At 65.3% G+C, this 25,297-nt stretch carries 20 protein-coding genes and 1 pseudogene; 8 read left to right on the top strand and 13 right to left on the bottom strand.

Annotation, left to right across the window (positions count from 1 at the left end; translation table 11 throughout):
- Window positions 1-28 precede the first annotated feature (28 nt).
- Both ACSKB9_RS36595 and ACSKB9_RS36590 read left to right on the top strand, forming a co-directional pair.
- Window positions 29-1,291, top strand: coding sequence for an amidohydrolase family protein (locus ACSKB9_RS36595; protein WP_438080558.1), 1,263 nt, complete (start codon window positions 29-31; stop codon window positions 1,289-1,291).
- A 236-nt stretch (window positions 1,292-1,527) separates the two neighbouring features.
- Window positions 1,528-2,742, top strand: coding sequence for a mandelate racemase/muconate lactonizing enzyme family protein (locus ACSKB9_RS36590; RefSeq protein ID WP_438079260.1), 1,215 nt, complete (start codon window positions 1,528-1,530; stop codon window positions 2,740-2,742).
- Between the two features lie 158 nt (window positions 2,743-2,900).
- Here ACSKB9_RS36590 and ACSKB9_RS36585 read toward each other — a convergent pair whose 3' ends face one another.
- From ACSKB9_RS36585 to ACSKB9_RS36575, 3 genes are all read right to left on the bottom strand, one after another.
- Entirely contained in the window at window positions 2,901-4,136 is a 1,236-nt protein-coding gene (locus ACSKB9_RS36585; protein ID WP_253602988.1) for an ABC transporter substrate-binding protein, read from the bottom strand.
- A 347-nt stretch (window positions 4,137-4,483) separates the two neighbouring features.
- Window positions 4,484-6,523, bottom strand: a complete 2,040-nt coding sequence (locus tag ACSKB9_RS36580) for a hydantoinase/oxoprolinase family protein (RefSeq protein ID WP_253640409.1) — start codon at window positions 6,521-6,523, stop codon at window positions 4,484-4,486.
- Between the two features lie 7 nt (window positions 6,524-6,530).
- Entirely contained in the window at window positions 6,531-8,183 is a 1,653-nt protein-coding gene (locus tag ACSKB9_RS36575) for a hydantoinase B/oxoprolinase family protein (RefSeq protein ID WP_438079258.1), read from the bottom strand.
- Window positions 8,184-8,448: 265 nt separating this feature from the next.
- Here ACSKB9_RS36575 and ACSKB9_RS36570 point away from each other — a divergent pair, with 265 nt between their 5' ends.
- The 4 genes from ACSKB9_RS36570 to ACSKB9_RS36555 are packed head-to-tail and all read left to right on the top strand — an operon-like array spanning window position 8,449 to window position 11,671.
- Window positions 8,449-8,916 carry a DUF305 domain-containing protein gene (locus ACSKB9_RS36570; RefSeq protein WP_438079256.1) on the top strand — a complete coding sequence of 156 codons (468 nt, stop codon included), beginning with the start codon at window positions 8,449-8,451 and terminating at the stop codon, window positions 8,914-8,916.
- A 12-nt stretch (window positions 8,917-8,928) separates the two neighbouring features.
- Window positions 8,929-10,386, top strand: coding sequence for a YncE family protein (locus ACSKB9_RS36565; protein WP_438079254.1), 1,458 nt, complete (start codon window positions 8,929-8,931; stop codon window positions 10,384-10,386).
- Window positions 10,383-10,910 (top strand): RNA polymerase sigma factor, encoded by a 528-nt coding sequence (locus ACSKB9_RS36560; protein ID WP_438079252.1) that lies wholly within the window; start codon window positions 10,383-10,385, stop codon window positions 10,908-10,910. Before ACSKB9_RS36565 ends, ACSKB9_RS36560 begins: the two co-directional genes overlap by 4 nt.
- Window positions 10,907-11,671, top strand: coding sequence for an anti-sigma factor family protein (locus ACSKB9_RS36555; protein ID WP_438079250.1), 765 nt, complete (start codon window positions 10,907-10,909; stop codon window positions 11,669-11,671). Before ACSKB9_RS36560 ends, ACSKB9_RS36555 begins: the two co-directional genes overlap by 4 nt.
- A 115-nt stretch (window positions 11,672-11,786) precedes the next feature.
- On the opposite strand, the gene ACSKB9_RS36550 is transcribed toward ACSKB9_RS36555, so the two are convergent.
- From ACSKB9_RS36550 to ACSKB9_RS36515, 8 genes and pseudogenes are all read right to left on the bottom strand, one after another.
- Window positions 11,787-13,022 carry an MFS transporter gene (locus ACSKB9_RS36550; RefSeq protein WP_438080557.1) on the bottom strand — a complete coding sequence of 412 codons (1,236 nt, stop codon included), beginning with the start codon at window positions 13,020-13,022 and terminating at the stop codon, window positions 11,787-11,789.
- A 250-nt stretch (window positions 13,023-13,272) separates the two neighbouring features.
- Complete coding sequence (locus tag ACSKB9_RS36545; RefSeq protein WP_438079248.1) at window positions 13,273-14,118, bottom strand: CmcJ/NvfI family oxidoreductase; 846 nt, start codon at window positions 14,116-14,118, stop codon at window positions 13,273-13,275.
- A gap of 525 nt (window positions 14,119-14,643) precedes the next feature.
- The gene (locus tag ACSKB9_RS36540; protein WP_438079246.1) at window positions 14,644-15,585 is read right to left on the bottom strand and encodes an ABC transporter substrate-binding protein; all 942 of its coding nucleotides are present in this window, start codon (window positions 15,583-15,585) and stop codon (window positions 14,644-14,646) included.
- On the bottom strand, window positions 15,582-16,676 hold the full coding sequence (locus ACSKB9_RS36535; RefSeq protein ID WP_106328824.1) for an LLM class flavin-dependent oxidoreductase: 1,095 nt from the start codon (window positions 16,674-16,676) through the stop codon (window positions 15,582-15,584). The genes ACSKB9_RS36540 and ACSKB9_RS36535 overlap by 4 nt, the downstream gene beginning before the upstream one ends.
- A gap of 32 nt (window positions 16,677-16,708) precedes the next feature.
- A complete protein-coding gene (locus ACSKB9_RS36530; RefSeq protein WP_438079244.1) occupies window positions 16,709-17,881 on the bottom strand; it encodes an acyl-CoA dehydrogenase family protein in 1,173 nt (390 codons plus the stop codon).
- Window positions 17,875-18,673: pseudogene (locus tag ACSKB9_RS36525) on the bottom strand (ABC transporter ATP-binding protein). The gene ACSKB9_RS36530 and the pseudogene ACSKB9_RS36525 overlap by 7 nt, the downstream one beginning before the upstream one ends.
- Entirely contained in the window at window positions 18,667-19,683 is a 1,017-nt protein-coding gene (locus tag ACSKB9_RS36520) for an ABC transporter permease (RefSeq protein WP_438079243.1), read from the bottom strand. The pseudogene ACSKB9_RS36525 and the gene ACSKB9_RS36520 overlap by 7 nt, the downstream one beginning before the upstream one ends.
- Entirely contained in the window at window positions 19,661-20,758 is a 1,098-nt protein-coding gene (locus ACSKB9_RS36515) for an ABC transporter substrate-binding protein (RefSeq protein ID WP_438079241.1), read from the bottom strand. Before ACSKB9_RS36515 ends, ACSKB9_RS36520 begins: the two co-directional genes overlap by 23 nt.
- A 470-nt stretch (window positions 20,759-21,228) precedes the next feature.
- Between ACSKB9_RS36515 and ACSKB9_RS36510 the strand changes: the two genes are divergently transcribed.
- A complete protein-coding gene (locus ACSKB9_RS36510; protein WP_438079239.1) occupies window positions 21,229-22,215 on the top strand; it encodes an ABC transporter substrate-binding protein in 987 nt (328 codons plus the stop codon).
- Window positions 22,216-22,859: 644 nt separating this feature from the next.
- Here ACSKB9_RS36510 and ACSKB9_RS36505 read toward each other — a convergent pair.
- On the bottom strand, window positions 22,860-23,813 hold the full coding sequence (locus ACSKB9_RS36505; protein WP_438079237.1) for a sulfonate ABC transporter substrate-binding protein: 954 nt from the start codon (window positions 23,811-23,813) through the stop codon (window positions 22,860-22,862).
- 165 nt (window positions 23,814-23,978) lie between these two features.
- On the opposite strand from ACSKB9_RS36505, the gene ACSKB9_RS36500 reads away from it, so the two are divergent.
- Window positions 23,979-24,758, top strand: coding sequence for an SDR family oxidoreductase (locus tag ACSKB9_RS36500; RefSeq protein WP_438079235.1), 780 nt, complete (start codon window positions 23,979-23,981; stop codon window positions 24,756-24,758).
- A gap of 164 nt (window positions 24,759-24,922) precedes the next feature.
- Here ACSKB9_RS36500 and ACSKB9_RS36495 read toward each other — a convergent pair whose 3' ends face one another.
- Complete coding sequence (locus tag ACSKB9_RS36495) at window positions 24,923-25,222, bottom strand: HU family DNA-binding protein (protein ID WP_021077434.1); 300 nt, start codon at window positions 25,220-25,222, stop codon at window positions 24,923-24,925.
- Window positions 25,223-25,297: the final 75 nt, after the last annotated feature.

Here is a 25,297-nt window from a genome sequence, read left to right as displayed (position 1 = left end):
TCAGACCACCCTGATGTTTCCCTCGCCGATGATCGCGAAACCTGCCTTCGACCTCGTCTTCCGCAATGCCGTGACGCGCAGCTCTGCCGCCGCGGTCGATATCGGCATCGCCGGCGGCAGGATCGCCGCGATCGCGCCGCGCCTCGTGTGCGAGGCGGTCGAAGTCGACCTCAACGGCCGGCTGGCGTTGCCCGGCTTCGTCGACACCCATATCCATCTCGACAAGGCCTGCCTGCTCGGCCGCTGCGGCCACGATCACGCCAGCCTCGGCGAGGCGATCCGCGCGGTATCGGCGATGAAGCGCGACTTCACGATCGAGGATGTCCATGCGCGCGGCTCAAAAGTGATCGAGCGCGCAATCACGGCGGGCACCACGCGGATGCGGACGCATGTCGAGATCGACCCGAGGATCGGGCTGCGCGGCTTCGAGGCGGTCAAGGCCTTGAAACGCGACTATGCCTGGGCGCTCGACCTCTCGCTCTGCGCCTTTCCGCAAGAGGGCCTGACCAACGATCCCGGCGCCGACGAGCTCTTGGTCGCGGCGCTGCACGACGGTGCCGAGGCGGTCGGCGGCTGCCCCTATGTCGACAGCGATCCGAACGCGCATATCGCGCGCATCTTCGATCTCGCGCAGCAATTCGACGTCGATGTCGACCTCCATCTCGATTTCGACCTCGATCCCTCCTGGTGGCACATGGAGGAGGTCTGCCGGCAGACCGAGCGGCGCAACTATCACGGGCGCGTCGCGATCGGGCACGCCACCAAACTCTCCGCGCTGCCGCCTGATCGGTTGAAGAAAGCCGGCGCTCGGCTCGCCGAGGCCGGTGTCGCGGTCACCGTGCTGCCGGCGACCGATCTCTATCTGATGGGCCGCGACGCCACCCACAACGCGCCGCGTGGGCTGACCGCCGCGCACCGGCTCGTCGCCGATGGCGTGCTGTGCTCGGTCGCGACCAACAATGTGCAAAATCCCTTCACGCCGTTCGGCGATGCTTCGCTGCTGCGGATGGCCAATCTCTACGCCAATGCGGCGCATGCCAGGATCGGCGAGTTCGACGCCTGCCTCGATCTCGTCACCGACCTGCCGGCACGGCTGATGAACCTGAAGGATTACGGCATCACGGTCGGCAATCCCGCCGACATCGTCGTGCTCGATACCGACAGCGGAACCAACGCCATCGCCGAGCTGCCCGACGTGCTGATGGGCTTCAAGCGCGGCCGCAAGACCTTCGAACGGCAAAGGCCGACGCTGTTCCGGCCTGACACCGAGATGTTCGTCCCGTCATCCTGAGGCGCGAGCTCTTGCGAGCCTCGAAGGATGCACGGCCCCGTGAGATCCACACGGAGAGAGCCGGGCCGTCGCCCTTCGAGACGCGCGCAAGAGCGCGCTCCTCAGGGTGACGGTGAACGAAGAGGCGAGTGCCGCCTTGCCAATACGCATTGTCGCCTTGCCCTGGCGCGAATTGACGTCTTCGCCGATCCGTTGTTGGTACTTCCCAACAGCAACAAACAACCCGGCGGGAAACCATGAGCAAATCCACCACGATCAAAAGCGTCGAGACGCTCGCCTGCGATGCCGGCTGGCGGAATTATCACTTCGTCAAGGTGACGACCACGGACGGGCTGGTCGGCTGGAGCGAATATGACGAGGGCTTCGGCGCGCCCGGCGTGACGGCGGCGATCGAGCGGCTGTCGGCGCGGGTGGTCGGCAAAAATGCGTTCGAGCACGAGCGGATCTATGTCGAGCTGTTCGCCGCGACGCGCCCTGCCGCCGGCGGCGTGGTGGCGCTGGCGCTCGGGGCGATCGAGAACGCGCTGCTCGACGTCAAGGCCAAGGCGCTCGGCGTGCCCTGCTACGACCTGCTCGGCGGCAAGATCCGCGACCGCGTGCGGGTGTACTGGTCGCATTGCGCGACCTGGCGCATCAATCATCCCGACTGGTACAAGCCGGCGATTACCGATCTCGACGGCGTCAAGGCGATCGGGACCGAGGTGCGCGAGAAGAAATTCACGGCGATGAAGACCAACATCTTCGTCTACACCGACGGCAAGCCGCAAGGCTGGCGCCCCGGCTTCGGCTCGCCGTTCCAGCCCGAGATCAATATCGACCGCACCGTGCTGCGCAATCTCTGCATGCACCTGGAGGCGATCCGCGACGGCGCGGGACCGGATGTCGATCTCCTGCTCGACCTCAACTTCAACGCCAAGACCGAGGGCTATCTCAAGATCCTGCGCGCGATCGAGAAGATGGACATGTTCTGGGTCGAGATCGATACCTTCAACCCGCAGGCGCTCGGCTATATCCGCCGCCAGAGCCCGCACCCGATCTCGTCCTGCGAGACGCTGCTCGGCCTGCGCGAATTCCTGCCCTATTTCACCGAGCAGGCGATGGACGTCGCGATCATCGACACGCCGTGGAACGGGGTCTGGCAGTCGATGAAGATCGCCGCCGCCGCCGAGCATTTCGAGGTCAACGTCGCGCCGCATAATTTCTACGGCCACCTCTGCACCATGATGAACGCGCATTTCTGCGCCGCGGTGCCGAACCTGCGGATCATGGAAACCGACATCGATCGGCTGGCCTGGGACGACGAGCTGTTCACCCACGTGCCTGAATTCGTCGACGGCCATCTGGTGATCCCGGATCGTCCGGGCTGGGGCACCGAGCCGAACGAGGAAGGGCTGCGCGCGCACCCGCCGAAGAACAAGGGCGGGCTGTTGAATTATGGGTTGAAGAAGTAAACTCTCTCCACACCGTCGTCCCGGCGAAAGCCGGACCCATAACCACCGCTGCGTGGTGTGAAAAGGATTGTTGCCCCAGCGACGCACAAACAACTGAGAGTTGGGGGTAATGGGTCCCGGCCTTCGCCGGGACGACGCATAACCCAACTCAACGCCCCTCAATTATCCTCCCGCACCGCCGTGAACGCGCTGTCGATCACGTCGCCGATCGGCTGCCAGGCATTGCCGTCGAACTGCACCAGCCGCATCTGCTTGATCGGGCGGAAGTCCTTCGGTCCGGTGTTGATCACGATCCCGGGCAGCGCGATCGGGCTCTGGTAGTCCTTCAGCGACGCGGCCTGCCGCATGATGTTCTCGCGCGACAGATCGTCGCCGCACTGGCGCAGCACCTGCATCAGCGTATCCGCGGCGGCGTAGCCGAACACGGCGTAGATGTCGTCCTTGTCACCGTCGGGATAATATTTGTCCATGAAGGCGAGCCACGCCTTGATCTGCGGATCGTCCTTCCAGGAGGCATCGCCGGCATCCTTCAGGAATGAGGTCGAGATCACGCCGAGCGAGTTCTGCAGGCCCGCCGGCCGCAAGGCGCTGGCGATCGAGGCCGACGCATTGTCGAGGATGAACACCGGATGCCAGTCGAGGTCGGCGGCGACGCGGATCGCGCGCGCCGCGATAGCCGGCGCGCCGTCGAACACCAGGATGTCGGCGCCGGAGTTCTTCAAAATTCCGATCTGGTTCTGGATCGCGGTCTCCGATGCATCGAAGGCGAGATCGGCGACGATCATGCCGGCGGTGTCGCCGAGCCCCTCCTGCAATCCCTTGAACAGGTCGCGGCCGAACTGGTCGTTCTGCCAGAGCACCGCGATCTTGCGCGAGGGATAGGCGGCCTGGATGTAATTGGCGTAGATCCGCCCCTCGGCGCGGAAGGTCGGCTGCCAGCCCATGGTCCAGGGAAAGGTCGCAGGATGCGCCCACGCCTCGTCGCCGGAAGCGACGAACAGCTGCGGGACCTTGTTCTCGTTGAGGTACTTCCGGACCGCGAGGTTGCTCGGCGTGCCGAACGAGCCGAACATCAACAGCACATCCTGCTTCTCGACGAGATCGCGGGTCTGCTCCATCGCGATCTTCGGATTGGAGCTGTCATCGACCGAGACGAACCTGACCTTGCGGCCGTTGATGCCGCCATGCTCGTTGACCATGTCGAAATAGGCCGCCTCCGCCCGCCCGATGGTCGCGAACGCGGCGAGCGGCCCGGTATAGGGCATGACGTTGCCGATGCGGATCTCGTTGCCGGCCGCCGCCGTCTGCGCCTGCTGCGCGCGCAACGGCGCCGCCGCGAGGACAGCTGCGAGGACGAGGGATATCGAAAGCGCAGTTTGTCTTTTTGTTTGCATCAACATCGCCACAAACGCGCCGGCACCAGGCCGGCGCTCCTCCCGAGCGAGCGGAGCTTATCGCCCAAGCCAATGCCGGAAAAATGAAATGTTGATGGCGGAGGCAGGCCTTCTTTCACCTCCCCCGCAAGCGCAGGGCAATCGCATATGGCAGCGAAAAGCTTGGCGGCGCTATTTCCACATCGTCATGGCCGGGCTTGTCCCGGCCATCCACGTCTTTTTCGCGCGGAAACCAAGACGTGGATGCCCGGCACAAGGCCGGGCATGACGAGTCTGTGGAGGGATCGAGCGCACATGCGATAGCCCTGCCCGCAAGCGGGAGAGGGAGTGCAGTTCCGACTTGACGATCAGCGCAATGTTATATCGAGCCAGCCCAGCGGGTTGACCGCGACGCGGTCGCCGCTGTCGACCAGGACGGTCGTGGTTTCGGCCTCAATGATCGCGGGACCGGCCAGCGCTTGGCCCGGCCCGAGATCGTCGAGCGCGTAGACCGGCACCTCGCGCCAGGCACCGAACCAGGCCTGCCGCTTGCCGCGCGGCGCGCAGGGCGCAGCCGAGCTGGCCTTTCCGGCATCACTGCTGCCGCGCGCCACCTTGCCGACGGCGGCAACGCGGGCGTTGACGAACACCACCTCCTGCCCGCGCGAGGCATAGGTGTAGAGCTCCTCGTGGCGGCGATGGAAGCGTTCCTCGATCTGCGCCACCAGGTCCGCGGCGCCGAGATCGAGCTCGCCGAGCGGCACGTCGATCTCGAACACCTGCTCGCCGTAGCGCATCTCGGCCGAGCGCTCGATGCCGATATCGCCCTTGAACCAGTCGCGCAGCCGCCCCGCCGCCTGCTCTTCCAGCCCGGCGAACAAGGCGCGAACCTCGTCGGCGGAAATCCGGCCGGTGCCGTAATGGGTGCGGCTGACCTCGTAGCGCAGATCGCTGGTCAGCATGCCCCAGGCCGAAAGCACAGAGGCGACCGTCGGCACGATGATGCGCTTGATCTCGAGCTCGCGCGCGACCTCGGCGGCGTGCATGCCGGCGGCGCCGCCGAAGCTGAGCAGCGCGAATTTGCGCGGATCGACGCCGCGGCGCAAGGTCATCAGGCGGATGCCGTCGGCCATCTTCAGATTGATCATCTTGTAGATGCCGGCGGCGGCCTCGATCCGCGACAGCTCGAGCGCTGCGGCGATCCGGTCCACCGCGGCTTCCGACGCCGCACGGTCGAGCGGCCGCGCGCCGCCCATGAAGGCGGCGGCGTCGAGATAACCGAGCACGACATTGGCATCGGTGACGGTGGCAGCCGTGCCGCCATTGCCGTAGCAGGCCGGGCCCGGCACCGAGCCCGCGCTCTCCGGCCCGACCCGCAGCGTGCGGCCGCCGTCGACGCTCGCGATCGAGCCGCCGCCGGCGGCGATGCTGGCGATGTCGAGGCTACGCAGCGCGATGCGCTGGCCGGCGAGCATGCCATCCGCCGACAGCGAGGCCTGGCCATCTGCGATCAGCGAGATGTCGGTCGAGGTGCCGCCCATGTCGAACGGCACGAGATCGGGGATCCCGAGCATCTCGGCGCAGCGGCGGCTGCCGGAGATGCCGCCGGCCGGCCCCGACAGCACCGTGCCCGCGGCGAGCCGCGAGGCTTCCTCCACCGGCGCCATGCCGCCATGCGACAGCACGACGAACAGCGAGCCCTTGAAGCCCGCCTCATGCAGGCTACGCTCCAGATTGGTGAGATAGCGTCGCACCGTCGGCGCGACATAAGCGTTCACGATTGTGGTCGAGACACGCTCATATTCCTTGATCTGCGGCAGTACGTCGCTCGAGCGCGACACGCTGACGTCGGGCAGCTCCTTCGCCAGCTGCTCGACGGCGGCAAGCTCATGCGCCGGGTTGAGATAGGCATGCAGAAAGCAGACCGCGACGGAATTCGCACCCGAACGTTTCACTTCCGCGATGACGTCGCCGAGCGCGGCGGCATCGAGCGCAACCGCAGCGCTGCCGTCGGCCTTCAGCCGCTCGCGCGCGCCAAAGCGGCGCTCGCGCGGCACCAGCGGCTCGGGCGGCGGCGTGCGCAGATCGTAGCGGTCCGGCTTCAACCCCTCGCGCATCTCGACGACGTCGCGATGACCTTCGGTGGTCAGCAGCGCAACTTTGGCGCCCTTGCGCTCGAGCAGCGCATTGGTCGCAACCGTCGTGCCGTGCACCAGGCGATCGGTCGCGGCGAGCATCGCCGCGCGCGTCACGCCGAGGCGGCGCGCCAGCTCTTCCAGTCCCGCCATCACGCCGATCGACTGATCGGCCGGCGTGGACGGCGATTTCGCGAACACGGTGCGCCCGCTTTGATCCGTCGCAACCAGGTCGGTGTAAGTGCCGCCGACGTCGACCCCAATCGTATACATCGCTGCCCTACACCGCTTTCGAAACCAAACCTTGCGCAAGATCGCGCGCCCGCGCTTCCGCCGAGCGCTTCTCGGGTGGACCCCAGCCGCCGCCGCCGGAGGACCGGATCTCGAGGCAGTCGCCGGGGCGCAGCTCGATGCCGACTTCCTTCGTCTTCAACACGCGCGGCGCGCGGCCTTCCGAGAGCAGCCGGTAATGATGCGGCTCGCCGTCCTTGCCGCCGAGCATGCCGCAGGGACCATGACGCGCGCCGTCGCCGGCGGTGTTGCCCTTGGCCGGCTTCTGCGTCTCCAGCACCATGTCGAGCGCGACGCCAAGCCCGCCGCGATGCTGGCCGTCGCCGCCGGAGTCCGGCCGGAATTCGTGCTGGCGGAAATGCAGGGGAAAGCGCACCTCGCCCACCTCGATGCTGCCGAATTTGAGACCGCCGACCGAGTGCCATTCGCCGATCGACGAATAACCGTCGCCGCCCGGCGAGGCGCCGCCGCCGGGCCGAGCCTGGAACATGTGCCAGATGAAATTGCGTCCGTTGCGCGGGTCCTCGCCCTGGATCGCGATGCGGAAGCGGCGCCCCCACCCGCCCATGACGCGATCTGGACAGGACGCCGACATCGCCTTGATGATGGCTTCAACGATCTCGTTGGAGGGATGGCTGGTGCACAAGGTGACGGGACGGCCGGGATCGGCCCAGACAATCGTGCCCTGCTTCGCCACCACCTTCAGCGGCCGCAGCGCGCCGGTGTTCTTCGGAATGTCGGCGTCGATCAGATAGGCAAAGGCCATCGCGACCGCTGCCTGCATGTTGGCGTGTGACGAATTGACGAAACTGGTCGACTGCGGATCGGAGCCGGTGAGATCGACCTCGATGTCGCTGCCCTTCTTGGTCACCTTGGCGGCGATCTTGATGTCGGTGCGGCCGTGGCCGTCATCGTCGAGCAGAGCTTCGCCGTAGAACACGCCGTCCTTCCAGGCGGACACCACGGCGCGGGTCTGCTGCTCGGTCGCATCGAGAATGGCCTCGATCGCGGCTTCGACCGTATCCGCGCCGAACTCGCTGAACAGTTTTGCGACACGGCGCTCGCCGAGATGCGCAGCGCCCAGCATCGCCGCGAGGTCGCCGCGGAATTCTCTGGGGTTACGGATGTTGAGCGCCAGGAGATCGAGCAGATCCTCGCGCGGCTTGCCGGCCTCGTAGAGCTTGATCGGCGGAATGCGAATGCCTTCCTGATAGATCTCGGTGGCGGCCGGATTGTAGGCGCCGTGGGTGGCGCCGCCGATGTCGCTCTGATGCGCGCGCACGATGGTCCAGAGCAGGCGCTTGTCGCCATCGAACACCGGCACGAAGGCTGTGAGATCCGGCAGGTGGCTGCCGCCCTGATAGGGATCGTTGAGCAGGATGACGTCGCCGGGCGCGACGTCCTTGAAGCGCTCCTCGACCGCCAGCGTCGCCCAGGGCAAGGCGCCGACGTGAACCGGAATGTGGTCGGCCTGTGCGATCAGCCGCCCGTTGGTGTCGCAAATCGCCAGCGAAAAATCGCGGCTGGAATTGAGGATCTGCGAATAGGAGGTGCGAAGCATGGCTTCGCCCATCTCCTTCACGATCGACGACAGGCGGTGCTGGACGACGGAGCGGGTGATCGGATCGATCTTGGCGGACATTTTGGCCTTCTTGGCGCGAGGACTTGCGCAGGGAGGATCGTGGAACCGGTCGATCGAAACCGGAATTCCTTCTATAGCCAGTGGCTTGCGGATCGCAAATCGGCTGGCCCGGCCGAAACGGATCATTCCGGCGATCAGCAAGTCGTGATCGACAAGAATCTGCCTGACGACGGAATAGAACTCACGCTGCCGCGTCCCACCCAAGCAAGCCGGCCCAAGCCCGTAACCGCTCGGGCCTCCCCGACAACTCCCAGGGTGAACGCAAATGCTTCCTCGATTCCTTAAGTCCGGCCTCGCGCCGCTCGCCGGCGCCGCCCTGCTCGCTTTTGCAGCTGCGGCGGCTGCTTTCGCGCATGACGACCATCATCCGGTCCAGACCGGGCAGACGGCCGAAGAGAGCGCCTTCCTTGCTGAAAACGATACCGCGATGACCAAGATGATGAATGACATGGCGGCCAAGCCGAGCGGCGACATCGACCGCGACTTCGTCGCGATGATGACGCCCCATCATCAGGGCGCGATCGACATGGCGGTGATCGAGCTCCGCTACGGCAAGAACGAGCAGCTGCGCCGGATCGCCCAGGAAATCATCGTCGAGCAGCAGCAGGAGATCGACGCCATGAAGCTCGCGATCGGAGACCCGGTTACGGCCTCCGCGCCCGCCCCGACGCAGCAGACCCCGGCGCCCGCCGCTCACGATCATATGAACATGTCCCACGGAATGAAGAACTAGGAGTTTGGAGCGATGAACCGTCAAGTCCTCAAGAGCCTGCTGGCCACGACCGTGCTGGCGATGTCGAGCTCCGCTTTCGCCGGACAGGCGCCGGGCGCTGCGTCCTCGCCCGACATTCCGGTCAGCCATCACGATCGCGTCTACGCCGCCGAGCAGTTCTCCAACACGGTGTCGGTCACCGACCCGGCCGACAACAAGCTGCTCGGCGTGATCCGGCTCGGCGACCCGCAGCCGGGCAATTTCAGCCCGCTCTACAAGGGCCAGGTGCTGGTCCACGGCATGGGCTATTCGCCCGACCACCGCACCCTCGCGGTGGTCTCGATCGGTTCGAACTCGGTGAGCTTCATCGACACGGCAACCAACGCGGTCAAGCACGTCACCTATATCGGGCGGTCACCGCACGAGGCGTTCTTCACGCCCGACGGCAAGGAAGTATGGGTCACGGTGCGCGGCGAGAATTACATCTCGGTCATCGACGCGCAGAGCTTCAAGGAAACGACGCGCATTGAGGTGCCCGCGGGACCCGGCATGCAAATCTTCTCGCCCGACGGCAAGTACGGCTACATCTGTTCGTCGTTCAATCCGGAAACCGACGTGGTCTCGGTGGCAGACCATCAGATCGTCGCGAAGGTGAAGCAGGAAAGCCCGTTCTGCCCGAACATCGCGGCCTCGCCCGATGGCGACCAGGTCTGGTTCACGCTGAAGGATGTCGGCAGGGCGCAGGTGTTCAACGCCAAGCCGCCGTTCAACCTGATCAAGACCATCGACAGCGGCCCGATCACCAACCACGTCAATTTCGCGAAGACGCCTAAGGGCACGCTCGCCTATGTCACGATCGGCGGCACCAATGAGGTCAAGGTGTTTCGAACCGACGACTTCTCGCAAGTCGCGACCATTCCCGTCGGCAATCTGCCGCACGGCGTCTGGCCGTCCGGCGACGGCACGCGGGTCTATGTCGGTCTCGAAAATGCCGACGCGCTGGCCGCGATCGACACCGCGACCAACAAGGTGATCGCCAACATCCCGATCGGCCAGGCGCCGCAGGCGATCGTCTATGTGCCGAACGCCGCGCCAAATCCGGAAGATCGCCAGAACCTGCAAGCCCTCGGCGTCGCCGGCCAGGCCGCTCACCTCGCGCTCGCACCGAAAAAGCAAGCCAAGGACGAGAAGCCGCCGACCAGCGTATCGCTGTTCGATCAAGGGCTGATCCAGGTGCTGCAGGCTTCCGTGACCGGGCTCGAGCCGAAGCAGCGCTACGTGCTGGGATTGGCCGAACACGCTGACGGTGGCGGCATGGTGGAGCCGCTGGCAGCCTTCATGACCAATCCGGCCGGCTCCGCGATCGTCAACGCGGCCGGTCCGATCCGTCAGATCGTGCAGAGCGCGGCCAGGGCGGAGCGACGCTACCTCGTCATCGCAGCCGGCGAGCCGGCGAAACTCGGCGCGGTCGTCCAGGTCCAAGCGCCATGAGCGACATGCTGCACCTGGTCGAGCCGCTGATACCCGCCTTGCGGCGGTATGCGCGGGCCCTGGTCCGCGATCACGCCGCGGCCGACGACCTGGTGCAGGATTGCCTGGAACGCGCCGTCATCCACTGGGAGCAGCGGCGGTCGGACAATCCGCGCCCGTGGCTGTTCGCGATCCTGCATAATCTCGCCATCAACCAGTTTCGCCGCGCAACGGTGCGCGGCGTTCATGTCGCGATCGACGAAACCAACGAGGATGCATTCGGCCAGGAAGCGGCGCAGGAGCACAAGGTGATGTATCGCGACGTCATGGCGAAGCTTGCCAAGCTTCCGCATGACATGCGTGCGGTGCTGCTGCTCGTCGGCGTTGAGGATTTGTCCTACGCCGATGCCGCGAAGGTGCTCGGTGTGCCTGTTGGCACGGTGATGTCACGCCTCGCGCGCGCCCGCGAGCGGCTGCATCACGAACTGGAGGGAACTCCCGGCGACCTGGATCATAATGTCGTGCAATTGCGGAACAAGACATGAGCAACCGACCCATTACAGAAGACGATCTGCACGCCTATGTCGATCGCGCGCTCGAGCCGGAACGCGAGGCCGAGGTCCGTGCCTATCTGGACAAGCATCCGGACGTGGCCAAGCGCATCGCCGCCTACTCCGATGAGCGTAACCTCTTGCGATCGGCGCTGCTGCCGATCGCCGAGGAGCCGCTGCCGCCGCGGCTCAACCTCGCCAGGATGATCGAGAGCCCACGCCGCCGCCCCTCGTCGTTGCGCTGGGCCATCGCAGCGATGCTGATGCTCTCGATCGGCGGCCTCGGCGGATGGATGATCCGTGGCGCGACACAGGCACCGGCCGGCGGAATTGTGGCGCTCGCCGAGGAGGCCAGCGATTCCTACAAGGTGTACGCCTCCGACCACACAAGGCCGGTGGAGCTGCGTGACAGCACGGAACTTGCAGCGTGGGTTTCCAGCCGATTGCGCCAGCCGGTCAAGCTGCCTGATCTGAGCAAGTCCGGATACCGTTTCATGGGCGGACGCGTGGTGCCGACTGCGCACGGTCCTGCGGCCATGTTCATGTACGACGACGATCGCGGCGAGCGGCTTGTGGTTCTCACCCGCCCGATGACGTCAGACCAGAACGCGCCGATGGCCGCGCATTCGGGTGGCGACGTCGCGGGCTTCTCGTGGGCCGACGGCGGTACGGGCTACTCCCTGGTGGGGCCGCGCGGGGGCGATTCCCTGCGGCCGCTTGCCAACGAGATTCGCAAGCAGGCGCAGACGATCTGATCGGAACGGCGCGCTAAAGCATGATCCGGAAAAGTGCGAAGCGGTTTTCCGAAAAGATCATGCTCGAAACAAAGAGCCAAGGCGCGATGACAATTCAACCCGATCTCATCGCGCTTTAAGGCCTGGTGTAAATCAGGAACAGCACGATCCCGATCACCAGCGCGCCGGCGATGAACAGCAGCACCGCGGGCAGCCCGAACAGCGCGGCGACGCCGGCGGTGCTCGATTGCAGCAGCGCCGCGCCGAGGAAGAACGCGAGATTGACCGACGATAGCGCCTTGCCGGTATTCTGTGCGTCGACGAGCTGCCGCGTCATACCGTAGATCAGCGGCTGCGCCGACGTCGCGAGCCCGATCAGGATCAACAGCACCAGGTCATATTGCGTCGGCATCACGGCAACGCCGAACAGGTTCGAGACCGGGAAATGCGGCGCACCGGCCGCCATCAAGACGAGCAGCAGCGCGGCGATGGCGTGCGTCACCGCCACCATGGCGCGGCGGTGCCCGAACTTGCGATCGAAAGCGCCGATGCAGGCCGGGCCGACGATCATCGCCAGCGTGAACAGGCCGAGCACATTGCCGGCCTCGATCCGGCTCAGCCCTTTCTCGTCCATCAGCCACGGGCCGCCCCACAAGCCGCGCAGGGTCAGCGACGCGCCGAGCGACACCAGCGACAGCGCGATCAGCCCGCGCAGGCCACGCGACATGCCGAGCCGGAGCACCTCGGCCATCTGGTGCAGCGGCGAGGAATCATCCGCATGCGCCGCCAGCTGCCGCGGCACCAGCGCGAACACCGCGATCAGCACCACAATGCCGAAGCCGGCCGAAACCCAGAAACCGGCGCGCCAGCCGAACTGATCGACCACGAAGGCCAGCGGGCTTGCCGACAGCAGCATGCCGATATTGCCGATCGAGAGGATCAGGCCGGACCACAGGCCGAACTTCGCCGCCGACATCTGCTTCGCCGCGAGCGTCATCGGGCACATCAGCATGCCCGAGGTGGCGACGCCGAGCATCAATTGCCCGAGCACAAAGCTCGCGGGCCCCGTCGCCAGCGCCGAGACCAGCGTTCCGATCACGGTACCGGCGAGCAGGCTCAGCGACACCGGCCGCACGCCGAAACGATCCATCGCGGCCCCGACCGGAATTTGCGAGGCGGCAAAGGAGAAATGATAGATCGAGGTGAGGCTCGCCAGCGCCTGCGGCGAGGTGCCGAAATCCGACGCCATCAGATCGAGGCTGATCGCCGGGATGGTCCGCAGCAGCGTCGACAGCATGTGGCCGGAGGCCAATGCCAGAAGTGCAAGCACCAGGGCGCGGAACCCGATCCCCGCCTCTTCCTTCGTCACCACGCCGTCCACGAATCGCCTCTTCCCCGAGCGGTTTGGCGACGGGCGTAACATTATTGGGCGGATGGTGCCAATCGGTTAGCCCTCTCCCCGTTCTTCACGGGGTCGAGACGAGCGAAGCTCGCTCTAAAGGGTTGGGTGAGGGGCTGCACCCGCGAACACGGTGACAATTGGATGTGCGGAGACTCCCCCTCACCCGGAACGCATCTAACGATGCGTTCCGACCTCTCCCCGCACGCGGGGCGAGGTGACTTCACTGCTTATGGAACACCAGCGTGCGCAGCTCGATGCTCTCGCGCGGCGCGGCGTCCGCGGGCGTGGTGGGATCGACAAACGCGGTATGCGGCCCGAACCGCGTCCGGCCGTCGGTCGCCGAGTCGTAGCATTTCAGCAGGATCGCCTCGTCCGGCGTCATCTCGGGAATGTAGAACCAGCGATGGTTCGGATTGTACTTCACCGAATAGGTCTCGCCGCTGCGGTTCGGGTAGATCAGGTCGGAGGCGATCAGATCCTCCGGCGCAACCGTGGTGCCGTCGGCCATCGCAAGCGGTGAATCGCGCAATGGCCCGCGGATCGGGCGCCACAGGTTGATCACCTGGACGCGGCCCTTCACCAGTTGCTCGGCCTCGTCGGGCAGATGCTCGAACACGCGGTTGCGGCCGGAGACGGCGGTCTGGTCGACATGGACGCGAGTTGCCGGCTGGCGCGGTCCGCCGCCGCGGATGTCAGCCGCGCCCTCCACGCGCTTGCGCACGGTGTGATCGAAGATGACAACGCGATCCGCCTTCAGCGTCGCCTTCAGGAAGGCTTCGACGGCGGGATAGTAGACGTTGCGGACTTCGTTCTCGTCGTAATAGTCCCTCACGCTGGTCGGATGCTTGACCAGCGCAAAGCCCTCGCGGTCGAGCGAGAAACTGTCGGCGATCAAACGCCCGTCAAAGATCGGAACATTGTGGGCTTCGGGCAGCGCGGTGGATTTGGGTTCGCCGGGCGGCGGATCGAAGGCGTAGGTCCGGGGCTTGCCCGGCGTCGGCGCGAGATAATTCAGTTCAGCGGTCACAAACGGCAGCGACTCGATGCGAGTTTGTTGAAGGCCCATGGTGATCTCCCGGACTCGATTGTTCGTGCTTTTGATCTTGGCGGCGCCGGGCGGGGTGGCAAGGTCGTGGCGAAAATAGCAACGTTGCGGTTTTGGAATGTGCCAAACGGGGAAAATCCTTGCCGCGCGGCAGCCCGCGGACGAATGGATGTTTTGAATCACGGGTTCGTTAGCGGTGCGATGGTGCGGAGTTGAATCGCTTCCGCGCAGACGGTCCACGTCTCCCACTTGCAGGGCCGCCGCAGGCGCGCTGGCAAAATATCGAAAACAACCCCATGCAAAGGAGCTCGCGGCTGCCGGCCTTCGACAGGGCAGCTTGACACGTCGGGCAAATCAGGGATACATTTCCAATATTCCGAAATCGTGCAAGCCCCGTCGTCCTGGCGAAAGCCAGGACCCATTACCACTGAATTTGATAATGAACGGGATCGCGGCCCCGGTGTCGTACAACAACTGCCATCCGGGGCAATGGGTCCTGGCTTTCGCCAGGACGACGCCGAATGTTTGGTGTCGCTTGCAAATTGCCTACAGTCCCGCGCCCTTCTCCACGGCTCCAGCGAACGACCGATCGACGATATCGGCGGCGTTGATCTTCTGCCGGATCAGGCCCCAGCGGTCGTAGAGGTCGATGGTCTTCTGCTCGTCGGCCACCACGCTGTCGTCGATCGGCGCGATGCGGATCCTGGCGCGCGTCAGCCAGTTGAGCGGTACCGCGGACGGGATGTTCATCAGCCTGCCCCAGGTGGCGGCGTAGCCCTCGACGTTGTTCTGCGACCAGGCGCGCGCGGCCGCCAACCGCCGCACGAAATCCTCGAGCTCGGCGCGCTTGCCCTTGATCGCGTCGGGCGTTGCGACCTGGAAGCCGAGGCCGGGCGTAATGCCGTCGGCCGTGATAACGCGGCGCGACTTGAACAGCACCTCTTCCTGGCTCACATACGGCTCCCAGGTCGACCAGGCGTCGACCGCGCCCTGCGTGTAGGCGACCTTCGCATCCGACGGCGCGAGGAACACGATCTGCACGTCGTTCGCCTGCCAGCCTTTCGATTCCAGCGCCGCCAGGATCAGCTGATGGCCGATCGAACCGCGGCCGGTTGCGATCTTCTTGCCGCGCAGATCGTCAAAGCTCTTGATCGCAGAGCTTTCCGGCACCAGGACCGCGAGCCCGTCGCGCGACTGCCGCACGGCCGCAATCGCCTTGACCGGAATTTTGGCGGCCGCCGCGAAGGTGAACGGCGCGTCGCCGACCAGGCCGGTGTCGATCGCGCTTGCGCCCAGCGCCTCCAGCAGCGGCGCGGCCGCGGCGAACTCCTTCCACTCGATCTTGTAGGGGACGTCCTTGAGCACACCGGCCGCTTCCATCACGGCCTGCGAATTGCCCTTCTGGTCGCCGACGCGCAGCGTGGTCTGCGCGGCCGCGACATCGACGGCCGCGAGCGCAAGTGCTGCCGCAACAATGAGACGGATCATTCGGCGGCAATCCCCCGCTGCTGGTCCCGCGCTTCGATCAGCTTGCGGGTCAGCGGGATCAGCGCCCGGCCATAATCGATCGCATCGACCAGCGGATCGAAGCCGCGGATCAGGAAGTGGCTGACGCCGAGATCGTAATAATCGCCGAATACCTCGGCGACCTGCTCGGGTGTGCCGACCAGCGCCGTGGTGTTGCTGTTGGCGCCCGTCAGTTTGGCGATCTCGGTCCACAGCCGCTTGTCGATGCGCGTGCCCTGATCGGCGAGCGCCAGCAGCCGCTTGGCGCCGTCGGTCGCATGGTTGGGACGGCGATAGCCGGTCTGGTCCTGCAGCGCGGTGGCGCGCTCGAGGATATGTTCCGCCTTCTTCCACGCCTTCTCTTCGGTGTCGGCGAGGATCGGCCGCACCGACAGGCTGAAGCGCGGCGTCGGCCTTCCGTGCCTGGCCGCGGCGGCGCGCACCCGCGCGGTGACGTCGCGCACCTGCGCGTAGGACTCGCCCCACAGCGCGAAAGTATCGGCGTGCTTGCCCGCGACCTCGACCGCGGCGTCCGAGCCGCCGCCGACGAAGGTGTAGATGCCGCCCTTCTGCAACGGCTTCACCTGCGAGAAGCCGTTCTCGACGTTGTAATACTTGCCGCTGTAGTTGAACGGCTTCTCGCTGGTCCACTCCAGCCGCACCACGTCGAGGAATTCGCTGGTGCGGGCGTAGCGCTCGTCCTTGTCGTCGAGCGTGTTGCCGTCCTGGCGCAGCTCGATGGCGTTGCCGCCGGTGATGACGTGCAGCGAGACGCGGCCGCCATAGAACTGATCCAGCGTCGCGAGCTGGCGCGCCAGCAGCGTCGGCGCGGTGAAGCCCGGTCGCTGCGCGATCATCACCTTGAGCTGCTTGGTGATGGTCAGGACATGCTGCGCGACCTGCAACGCGTCCGGCGTGGTGGAGTGGAACGCCAGCAGCGCGCGATCGAATCCGGCGAGCTCATGCGCCTTGGCCACCGTCTCGATATAGGGCGGATCGAGCACCGGGCCTGAGCGGACGATGGTCTCGGAGGCATTGTTGTTGGTGATGAAGCCGATGAACTCGACCGGCATGACGGGAACTCCGTTGTTGTTGGCTGTTGTTTTCAGACGCCCAGCGCGGAGCGTCCGGCGGAGACACGGGTGGCATCGTCTTGCGGGGTATGGACGCGGCCGCACAGCACGTCGCGGTAATGCCGCTCCAGCGGATTGGTGCGCGACAGGCCGTGATTGCTGGTCAGCGACAAGGCATCCTCCACCACTGCCGCGGCGTTATTGGTCACCGTCAGCTTGATGATGTTAGACTCGATCGCGGACAGCTGGAAGCCGTTATCGAAATCGGCGGCGAAGCTGTCGATCAGGCGGGCATTGACCGCAAGCCGTGCCTCGATCGCGCCGACGACCTCCTGCATCCGTGGCAAGTTCGCGAGCGGCGCGCCGAGATTGGCGGGCACCCGCTCCTTCAGGAATTTGACCAGCCAGTCGCGGGCCGCACGGGCGATGCCGTCATAGATCGCCGCCACAAATATTGCATGCACGGTCGCCTGGGTCACGTCAGGAACCTTCCAGTCGTCGGGCGTGCGGACGTCGATCTCGTAATCCAGCGGAAACACCACGTCGTCGAAGATCACGGTGTGGCTGCCGCTGGCGCGCAGGCCAAGATGGTCCCAGCTCTCCTCGATCCGCGTTCCCGGCAACCCGGCCGGAACCAGAAACAAGCCGACGCGGGTCTCCGGCTCGTCGGTCTTTGCCCAGACCGAATACCATTTCAGGATCGGCGCGCCGGTCGAATAGATCTTCTTGCCGGTCAGCCGCCAACCGGTCTCGGCGCGGCGCGCTGTGGTTGCTGGCAGGCCGCCACGCGCGGGCGAGCCGAGCTCAGGCTCGACGCGGAGCGCATTGATCAGCGCCACGCCCTCGACCGTCTCCTTGGCGAGCTTGCGCGACAGCCGGCCCGGCCAGCGCGTGCTGCGCGCCATCACCAGATGCTGGATGTAATGCATCGACAGCACCAGCGCGGTCGACGGATCGGCCTTGCCGATGATGCCGAGCACGCGCGTGGCGTCGCGGGCGCCTGCTCCGCCGCCGCCGAGCGCGGCCGGCACGGTCAGCGCCAGCAGGCCTTCGCGCGAAAGATCCGCGAAATTCTCGAACGGAAAGCTGGCGTCGCGGTCGTGCGCCGGCGCACGCGCTGCAAACACGTCGGCGAGCCGCAACGCGCGCGCGATGTGCTCCGGCTCGTCCGCCGGATGCAGCTCCCTCGCAGCTGATGTCACCATGTCGCCTCCAGTCCGAGCAGGCCGAGAATCTGCTTGCGCAGCTCAGCCAGATAAGGATCGCCGCGATGCCGCGGGTACGGCCGGGCGACAGCGATGTCCGCCTTGATCCGCGCCGGCCGATCGGAGAGCACGATGACGCGGTTGGCCAGCACCAGCGCCTCCTCGACGTCGTGGGTGACCAATAGCGTGGTAAAGCCCTTGCGCTGCCACAGCGCGACGAGTTCTGACTGCATGGCGATCCGCGTCAGCGAATTCGAGCTTGCCGAGCGGCTCATCGAGCACCAGGATCTTCGGATCGTTGACCAGCGCGCGCGCCAGCGCCACGCGCTGCGCCATGCCGCCGGACAGCTGGTGCGGATAAGCGTTGCGGAACGAGGACAGGCCGACCAGCTCGATGACATCATCGACGCGGTGGCGCTGCGCCTTCAGGATGCCCTGCGCTTCGAGCCCGAGCGCGACATTGTCCCACACCGTGCGCCACGGAAACAGCGTCGGATCCTGGAACACGACGACCCGCGACGGATGCGGGCCGGCGATGCGGACTTCATCCTCGCGCAGCGAGCCCGCGCGCGGCTTCTCCAGCCCCGCGACCAGCCGCAGCAGGGTCGACTTGCCGCAGCCGGACGGGCCGAGCAGCGCGACGAACTCGCCCGGCGCGATCGCGAGATTGACATTGTCGAGCACCGGCAGCGTGGCGCCATCGATATCGAAGGCGTGGCTGACGCCTTCGATATCGAGCTCGGCGCCGACCGCCGGATAGGTGATCGCCTCAGCTGCGGACTGCGCTACCATTTGACGACGCCCTTCTGCCAGACCAGCAGGCGGTCGCGGGTGCGGAACAAGAGCGTGATCGCGCCGGAGCAGAGCAGCGACATCACGATCAGCGCCGCATACATGTTGGCGTAGGCCGCCCAGCCCTGCGCCCATTGCAGGTACCAGCCGAGCCCGGCCTTGACGCCGATCATCTCGGCGACGACGAGCACGGCGAAGGACGAGCCGAGCCCCATGAACAGGCCGACGAATACATGCGGCAGCGCAGCGGGGATCGCGACCTTCAGCACCAGGAATGACGGTTTTGCGCCGAGCGTGCGCGCGACGTCGTAATAGGCGCTGCTGACGCTCGCGACGCCCGACCAGGTCAGGACCGTCACCGGGAAGCCGGTGGCGAGCGCGATCAGGAAGGTCGAGGCGCTCCAGCTCGACGGAAAGGTGAAGAAGGCGATCGGTAGCCAGGCGGTGGCGGGCAGCGGACCGATGAAGCGCAGCACCGGATGCACCCAATAACCGATCTTCTGCGACCAGCCGATCGAGACACCGGTGATAAAGCCGACGGTTGCGCCGATGACGTAGCCGCCGAGCTGCAGCTTGATCGAGGCGAACACGCTGTCGAGCAGTTTTGGCAGATCGTCGGTATAAACTTCGAGGATCGACTGCGGCGGCGGGAAGAACGGCAGCGGCAGCCAGGCGAACTTTGCGGTGGCCACCTCCCACAATGTCACGAAAGCGCCGAACGCCACCAGCCATGGCGCGCGCTTGCGCAACGCCTGCCCGGCGCTGCTGAGATAATCCGCGCTGAATGTGCCGAACAGGATGAAGGCGGCGATGACGATCGCACCGATGCCGAGCGATCCGGTCCGCGACCAGTCGCCGACATCGGGCCAATAAAGGCATGAGAGGCCGAATGCGAGCCAGACGAGGCTCGCCGCAAGGCCGACACCGTAACTGCCGGAGAGGTCCGCGAGCGTGATCGCCGCGCGCGGCGCGGCCGCGGCCGTCGTGTCAGACACTGAATACGTCGACATAGATCCGCTCCGCGAATTTGGCCGTGTCAGTGCTCTGCTTGAACACCTGCACCGTCTTGAGGTCGTCGGCGTAGCCCTTCAGCTCGCGCTTCAGCACTTCGCCGGTCGGGTGATGATGATGGGTGTGGTAGCGCGCCATTGCCTCGAGATCGGCGAGGCTGGCCGCCTTCGGCGCATAGGGCTGGAACGACTTTGCCGCCTTGTCCGGGTTCTGCGAGGTGAACATCGCGGCGTCGAGCAGCGCCTGGGTGATGGCGCGCGCGACCTGAGGCTCTTCCCGTACCAAACTTCCGCGCAGGCCGACGATGCAGCAGCTCTTGTCGCGATATTCGCCGTCGAGGTTGGAGGCGACCTCCTTGTACTGCGCATCCTTCAGCCAGAGATAGGCCAGCGGGTCCGACGACAGGAAGGCCTGCACCTCGCCCTTCTCGACCGCGACGTTCAGGAGATTGCCGGGATAGGCGCGCCAGTCGACGTCCTTGATCGGGTCGATGCCGAGCTTGGCGAGCTGGATCGAGAAGAAATTCTTGTCGGGACCGGCGAGATCGCCGACCGCGACGATCTTGCCCTTGAGATCGGCGAGCTTGTCGACCCCGGAATTGGTGCGGGTCAGGACGCGCATGCAGCCGCCATGGGTGCCGGCGGCGATCTTGACGTCAAAGCCCTGCTCCAGCGGCTTCAGCCAGCGCAGCGCCATGCCGAGACCGGCGTCGCTCTTGCCGGTGGCGATCGCCTCCAGCAGTTGGTCGGTCGAGCCCGAATAGTTGACCAGCTCGACGTCGAGATTCCGTTTCTGGAAGAAGCCGTGGTCGATCGCGACCGGCAGCGGCGCAAGGCAGACCGCGCCGGCGTTCCAGGACAGCTTCAGCTTGCGCGGCGCGCCGGTCAAAGCCGGTGCATCGGATGCGGTCTTGCAGACCGGGAATTCGGAGAAGTCGATCGCCGGCGTGATCGGCCGTGGCGCGAATGCCTGCGCACTATACGCCCCGATCGGCGCGGCAATGGCCGCGGCGGCGCCCGCACGCAGCAATGTGCGGCGATCAATCACCGTCTTCTTGTTATGTCTCGACATCATCACTCCTGCATTTCGGCAAGGCTCCGCCCCGCGCGCAAAACGTGTCTGCGCGCCCCGTCGTTCGAAGCTCATGGTTCAGAAAAAAGCGGATTTCTCCGGCGCGATTGCACTCAAAGCAACGTGCAAATGATGCGGCGCGACAAGATCATCGTCAATGAAATGGAATTTCGAATGTTGTCGACGCCACAGCTGAACTCTCCACGATCGCATCGCGCGGCGATGAAAGGATTTTCACGATCGTCCCAGACGGAGTTGCGGCGCGATCACCCGTGGTTGCATCAAATTTGAGCGTTTTGCGGCCGCGTGCGCGATGTCTTCTACGCGCGGCCCGCTTGACGAGATCATCCTTGCCGCGCAGCGGGCGAATTCAGATTTCCGTTTCGTTGACGGCGAACGGCTTGCTCATAGACTTGATCGAACGCTGCCGCGCGTTCCGCCGCGCAGCGAATGAATCAGAAAGAAAAATGCATATGCGCAAACTGACCCGCTCGGGTTCTCCCTATACTTTCACCCGCCGCACCGCGGCCGCGTTCATCGCAGCCGTGATCACGCTGTCGACGTCGGCCGCGGCACTCGCGGCCGACGCGATCGTGCTGCGCGTCGGCGACCAGAAGGGCGGCAACCGCTCGCTGCTGGAGATTTCCGGCCTCGCCAAGGATCTGCCCTACAAGATCGAGTGGTCAGAATTCCCCGCCGCGGCCCCGATCCTGGAAGCGATCAACGCCGGCGCGCTCGACGTCGGCTACACCGGCGATCTGTCCTTCCTCACGGTCTATGCGTCGGGCGCGCCGATCAAGGCGATCGGCGGCACGCGCTCCGATGCGCGGACGCAGGCGATCCTGGTGCGCGGGGATTCGCCGATCAGGACGGCAGCCGATTTGAAGGGCAAGCGCCTCGCCGGCACGCGGGGCGGCTGGGGCCAATTCCTGATCAATGCGACGCTGGAAAAAGCCGGCAGCAGGATCGAGGACGCAACCTTCGCCCCGCTCGGCCCGGTCGACGCCAAGATCGCGCTGCTCGCCGGGTCGATCGACGCCTGGGCGGTGTGGGAGCCGTATATCTCCTACGCCACGCTGAAGGACAAGGCGCGCGTCGTCGCCGACGGCGAAGGGCTGACGCCGACCATCACCTTCATCGTCGCCTCCGACAACGCGATCGCGACCAAGCGCGCGGCGGTGCAGGACCTGGTGCAGCGGCTCAACAAGGCGCGGCTGTGGTCGCTCGATCATCTCGCCGAGTACGCCAGGAACACGGCCGAGCTCACAAAACTGCCGGAAGACGTGCTGCTCGCCGCCTACACCGCGCAGAAGACGAGCCCGATCGCGATCGACGAGGCCGTGGTGAAGGAGGTGCAGGCCGCCTCCGACCGCGCCACGCGCTACGGCATCCTCGGCAAGACGCTGGATGTCGGCAAGGCCGTCGACCGGAGCTTCACGGCGAGCGCGAGCTTGAACTAGCGCGAGCCTTCACCTCCCCCTGAAAGGGGAGGTCGGATTGCGCAGCAATCCGGGTGGGGATCCTGCCTCCTCAGACGCCGGCGTCAGTGGAGAGCAACCCCCACCCTGCCCTCCCCCTTTCAGGGGAAGGGAGGGCAAACAGCGGTGCCCACATAACGGCGCATCAGGCCGCGCACCACAATGGAGACATCCGATGTCCGGTCCGCTCCATCTCGCACTGATCGTCGCAGCGCATCTTGCCTGCATGACGCTGCTGGTGATGCTGTCACTCTAGAGCTCCCGATACGCACAATGGCAATCAGGGTACAAGCGGTTTTTGTGATCGAGAGGCGCCAGCGTGCGGCATTCGCGTTTGAGGCTGCGAGCCTTGCGCAGGCCCTGCAATTGCTGCGGACACCGTGGCTCGCCGCGGCCTTAGAGGAGTTTCATCGTCGACACCGCCGGCCTTCGCAGCGATGCGAGCCCGCTCGCATCCGTGCGGCCACCCCCGAGGAAGCGATGGTGTATCGCGACGTCGCCGATGAATTTGCCGACGGCTCTGATCGCTTCCTGGTCGCCGAGTTGCCCGATGAGACCGGCGCTCCCTAGCAAACTCCTTTGCTCGGGAACACGCTGGAGCTTGCCTATGGGGGAGTGCCGCCGGCTCACTCCGTTTTCCATTCGGCATCGAATACGTTGATCGGCTTCGGGATCAGCTTGAGGCGGGTGAAGACATCGGCAATCTTCTGCTGCTCCGCAAGCACGGAAGCGTCCACGCGCCGCGCGCCGAGCTCGGCGCGATTGACCGAGCGCTCGATGATGTCGGCCGGCAGTCCGATCTTCGGACTGAGTTCGGCCGCGTACTGCTTGCGATTGTCCCTGATCCATAGATCGATCTCGTCGATCGCCGTCAGCACGGTGGTCAGCACCTTCGGATTCTCTTCCGCGATCGGTCGCGATGCGATGTAGAAGGATACATTGGCTGCAAGGCCGCTCGCGTCCGCAATTCTGCGCGCGCCAAGGCCGATTTCCGCCGCAGCATAATAGGGATCCCAGATTACCCAGGCGTCCACCGCGCCGCGTTCGAACGCCGCGCGTGCATCCGCCGGGGCAAGGTAGACCGGCTCGATATCCTGATAGGTCAAACCGTTGGCCTCCAGCGCGCGCACCAGGAAATAATTGACGTTCGATCCCTTGTTCAACGCGACGCGCTTCTTTCGCAGATCGGGTATCGTCTTGATCGGGCTGTCCTTCGGGACGATGATCGCCTCGTTTCGCGGCGAGGCGGGCTCGTAGCCGGCATAGACGATGTTGGCGCCGGCGGCCTGCGCGAAGATCGGTGGCGCCTCGCCCACCGGACCGAAATCGGCCGCGCCAATATTCAGGGATTCGAGCAGCTGCGGACCGGCCTGAAATTCGTTCCAGCTCACCGTCCAGCCCAGCGGCGCCAATTTCTGCTCAAGGATACCGCGCTCCTTGAGGAAGATCAGATTGCCGCCGCCCTTCTGGAACGCGATGCGAAAGACCTTGTCTCTTGCCTGCGCGGACGGAAGCGCGCTCCAGCCCAGAAGCAAGCCAACTATCGCCAGCGCAAGACTTCGACCCAGCCAGTTTCGCATGCTCGCTTTCCCCCTCGAAAGACAGTATTGGAGGGGGCAAGCGTGTTTGATTTTGCTGATCGCAGCAATTTCAAAGATGGGCGATTTCCGGTTTAAGCCTTTCACGCAGCATCGGTGCGGCAGAATTTCTTTGACGCCGTCCGCAACGACAACAGGGAGAGCAGCATGCAACTATCAATGAAGGACCGCGTCGCGGTGGTCACCGGGGGCAGCAAGGGCATCGGGATCGCGGTGGCGCGGCGGTTTGCCGAATCCGGCGCCAAGGTCGCCATCCTCGCCCGCGGCGCGGCCGATCTCGCTGCGGCGCGCGAAGCGCTCGCCAGGGACGGCCTTGTGGTACGCGATTATGTCTGCGACGTCGCGAAGGCTTCCGATATCAGCAAGGCTCACGACCAGATCGTTGCCGATCTCGGCAAGATCGACATTCTCGTCAACAACGCCGGCACGGCACGCACGCTGGCGTTCGAGAGCATCAGCGACGAGGCCTGGCAGGAGGACCTCGACCTGAAGCTGTTCGCCGCGATCCGCTTCAGCCGTCTGGTGTGGCCGGGCATGAAGCAGCGCAGATGGGGCCGCATCATCAACGTGCTCAACACCTTTGCCAAGGCGCCGGCCGGCAATTCCGCGCCGACCTCGGTGTCGCGCGCGGCCGGCATGGCGCTGACCAAGGTGATGGCCAATGAAGGCGGCGAGCACAACATCCTGGTGAATGCGCTCTTGGTCGGCCTGATCATGAGCGATCAATGGGTCAAGCGGCATGCTGCCCAGGCGCCGAACACGGATTTCGGGGAATTCGCCAAGGGCCTTGCCAAGGGCACGCCGCTCGGCCGCATCGGCACGGCGGAGGAGTTCGCCAACCTCGCCTGCTTCCTGGCCTCGGAGCAAGGCTCCTACATCACCGGCACCGCCATCAATGTCGATGGTGGCCGGTCGCCGGTGGTCTAGAGCCCCGGTCCCGGTTCAACCCGGTCCGGAGCTCCAGATTCTGCTTTGGCGCGTTTTCTTCACGCGAGCCGGTGTCCACTCGCTGGAAAACGCGGGCTGGCAACCAACGGCAGGAAGCGACGGCTCAAAAGCAAAAGGCCCCCGTCACCGGAGGCCTTTTCGTCTTAAACCGCGTCCTTGGCGGCCTTGACCGGCCGTGCGCGGACGATCTTCCGGGCTGGCTTGGCCTTGAACATCATCTCTTCGCCGGTGAAGGGGTTGGTGCCCTTGCGCGCCTTGGTCGCAGGCTTCTTGACCACAACGAACTTCGCGAAGCCGGGGACGAGGAACACCCCGGCCTTCTTCAGCTCCTTGTGGCCGACATCGACGAGCGAGTCCAAAACGTTCTTGACGTCGCGCTTGGAGAGTTCGGTGGTGGTCGCGATCTTCTCGATCACTTGCGACTTCGACAGTTGGGTAGCCATGGTTGCTCCATTGATTCTGGAGTGGGCACGATATGGCGGAAAACGCCGAGAAAAACAGTGTTTTCTGCACTCCCC

Source organism: Bradyrhizobium sp. BR 1433, from assembly GCF_051547665.1.
In the GTDB taxonomy this organism is placed as follows: Bacteria; Pseudomonadota; Alphaproteobacteria; order Rhizobiales; family Xanthobacteraceae; genus Bradyrhizobium; species Bradyrhizobium australafricanum.
Note: the sequence above shows the minus strand (reverse complement) of the source record. Positions and strands in the feature narration are given on the sequence as shown.